General features: G+C 53.3%; 2 protein-coding genes. Both read left to right on the forward strand.

Annotated elements, in window-relative coordinates; all coding sequences use genetic code 11:
• Window positions 1–1,505 (forward strand): DNA sulfur modification protein DndB (locus AC1DVF_RS28685; RefSeq protein ID WP_477783568.1); only part of this gene is annotated, 1,505 nt, incomplete at its 5' end.
• A gap of 240 nt (window positions 1,506–1,745) precedes the next feature.
• Window positions 1,746–3,500: ATP-binding protein (locus tag AC1DVF_RS28690; protein WP_477783569.1), on the forward strand; the 1,755-nt coding region annotated here is incomplete at its 3' end.

Raw genomic sequence — 3,500 nt, forward strand, 5'->3', positions numbered from 1 at the left:
ATATAACTGTAGACGAGGTAGAGCCAACTGTCACCAACAGTTTGAGTGATCTGCTGCAGCAAGGTGACCATTCGGGGCGCCCGTTCAACGTTCTCGTAGGATCCAACATGGGGAATCGGACTCTTATTATGAGTGTCCCCATGGCTGTCTTCTATGAAATTTCGGAAGTAGCGAACAAAGCAAATCTGGAAGCGTTGCCTGCACACCGGGAGCTGCCTGCAGCACAGCGGCGGCTTGATGAGACGCACGCCAAAAAACTTGCAACATTTATATTGAAGGGTCTTGTCGATACGACTCGACGGAAGTTGGAGGCTCAGGGTCACCCAATTCCGCAGGCTCTTGTCGCGATTCAGAAAGAGATAGGTGCGCAACCCTATATCGCGATGCAGCCGATTACCGCAAATATACGGAACTGTAAATTCGGCGGTGACGGGCTCCGCTTTGAACGCAAAGGCGGGGTGATAACCGTTTTCCTTTCAGACAAGCATGTTTTGTGGGTCATAGACGGYCAGCACCGGCGGTTCGCAATGCATATGGTGTTCGAATTCCTCAAGTCCGTAGTAAATAACGGTCGGTACCCGCGCAAACCTTCGCTTTATGTGCCGGCAGGGGATGCTAAGCGAGACCCAACGCTTGATGAGATTCAGGTTTGGGCGGCGGCATTCGAAGTGGCGCGCGCGGAATGCTCAATCGTTGTTGAGACCCATCTGGGTCTGAATTTTGAGCAGGAACGCCAGCTCTTTCACGACCTGAACCACCTCGGAAAGACTGTCGAAAGCGGACTCGTTTACGAATTCGATAACTCAAATGCGGTCAACCGGTTTATAAAAGACCATCTGCTTGGCCATGACATTCTTAAAGCAACTATGGTTGAAACCGACAGCCCGCACGACTGGCACAAAGACGAGGGTGTGATCTCCCGTAAAGATCTTATCTCTGTCAACGCGCTTCTTTTCCTGAACAAGACGACAATAAACGGAGCCTCGCCAGCGGATATCAGTGCCAAGGAATCATACGGCTGCCGCTTTTGGGGTGCGATCGGCCAGATACCTTATTGGGGAGAACAGGGGGCTAAAAAGAATACAGTCGCAGCTCAGCCCGTTGTGCTGAAGGCATTGGCAAAACTCGCTTATGACTTCGGGTATGGCCGCGATGAAAATCCGGAATACCTTGAGCGTCTGTTTGCGGCGATCGAGGAGAATGAGATCGATTTCGCGCACACAAATCCCATGTGGCGCTATTTCGAGATGAGTATATCTGAGCGCGAAGATAAATGTCCTGGAATGAAGGATGCTGTCACTCCCGATGAGGCTGGTTACAATCTGGACCTCGGTAACTTTGATGAAAGCACTCAGGTTATGCGTTTTGGTGCGAAGCACAACGATATCCAGCGCCACCTCGGCGATATGATCCGTTGGAAACTGCAGCTACCCAAGCGCAAGGCGCTGATCAAACTGCAGGAGGAGTTGGCCGTTGAAAACGCCACTTCGCGTGCCTCTACTTGAACTGGGGCGGCCGGACCAGGTTAATGTGTTTAAAGGGGTCTTCTTATTTCGGTGAATACAGTAGCGCCGGTAAAGACAGAGCGATCAATGGCAGCTAGTCTGAGTTGTATCTGCCCCAATGACGCACTTGGTGTCGGGGCAGGTACGTCCGACTGCAGTTGATAGATTATTGTGAAGGGAATTGGGGTGACGGCAGCTGATAATCGGGTTCTGCAACGGGCATTCAAACCCCGAGCGAGGTTGCTGCAACTGCTCGGAGACCAGCTTATTAGCTCTCCGCGTCTGGCGCTCTTTGAGCTCGTGAAGAATGCTTACGACGCCGATGCAGACGAGGTTGTCATTACATTTGACGATATCGGAACAGAAGCGGCGAAAATCTCTATCCGCGATAATGGTCAGGGAATGTCGCTGCAGACGATTGAGAACGTATGGCTCGTCCCTGGTCACGACCACCGCGAGCAGGATCGCGAGAGGCAAGTCCGCTCACCCCGATACGGCCGTCTCCCACTGGGCGAGAAGGGCGTCGGCCGGTTTGCTGTCCATAAACTCGGGGACAGAATCCGCCTTGTGACGAAAGCGGAGAACGAACCTGAATGCGTCGCGGATTTTGATTGGGACACACTGCTGGAGAAAACCTTTCTAGCGGACGCCGAGATTACTGTGCGACAGCGCGTGCCGGAGGTTTTTCCGTCAAATACCGGTACCCTAATTGAGATCAGCCGTTTGCGCACTACAGACTGGACAAGAGGCGAGATCCGCGATCTGTACAGACAGGTGACTTCAATAGCTTCTCCCTTCGGTGACCGGGTGGGCGACTTTGATGTGAAATTRYACGTTCCCGATCACCCGGAATGGCTGACAACTCTCCCAGGCGTCAAGCAATTGCTGGATATGGCGCCGTATACGTTCGAGTTCGAATTTGACGGGAGTAAGCTGCATTACAAGTACGAGTTTCGCGGAGTTCCCGGTCTGAAGTTGGAAAAGCGCATCGTAGAGCGCGATGAGTTCTATTTTCAGATCGCCCAACTCGAGGAACCAGACGTTCTCGATCCGGGTGAGGAACCGCGAGCTAAGCGGCGGAGCAGAGTGACCGCAGACCAGTCGACCTTAGAGGGAATCGGTCCCGTTAAAGGTCGTTTCCACATATTCGACCGCGACAAGAAAGTTCTGCCGCTTTATGGAGACACGCGTTTTCTTGAGCGTTTCCTTACCCAGAATGGCGGCGTACGCCTTTATAGAGACGGCGTACGAGTGTACAATTATGGTGAGCCGAGTGACGATTGGTTGGGCCTCGATCTCCGGCGTGTAAACGAGCCGACAAAACGGTTGAGCCGTAACATCACCATAGGTGTTGTCGATCTCAGTCTGGCCGACAGCCACGGCCTACATGAGAAAACCAACCGCGAGGGTTTCGTCGAAACTGACACGTATGACCGCCTGAGGCGTGTCGTGCTCGGTGCGCTGATGATCCTTCAGGCTGAGAGAAACATCGACAAGGAACGGATCCGCAAGATCACGGGAAGCGGAAGTGAAACGCCTGAAGGAATGTTCGGTCCGCTGACCGAACTCCGTCGCCTGGCGCGGGCGAACAACGTTGACAAAGTGCTCGAACCGGCGATCCGCAAAATAGAATCCGAATACGCCACTCTTCGTGAAAACTTTGCCCGCTCCGGGGTTTCACATGCGGGGCTTGCTGTCATCTTCCATGAAGTTGAGCGCGGCGTGAGGGTGTTGACAGGGGCAATCAACAACCCTGAAATGACAATCGAGAATCTACGCGAGCAGGCGGGCCAACTTCAAGGCCTATTGGAGACATCGACCCAATTGCTCAAGAATACCTCGAGTAAGCCGGGGTCTCTGCGGGACATTGTGCGCACTGCTCGTGATCTAAGCCTTCTCCGGTTTCGGTTACATGGCATTAAACTAAGCTGCCCGGCTTTGGAGGATGATGGCCCAGACGCCGAGGCCACATTTGCGGCAGGCCTTGTTCTTTGG

The sequence above is a fragment of the Pseudomonas sp. P4_D7 genome (assembly GCF_056401755.1).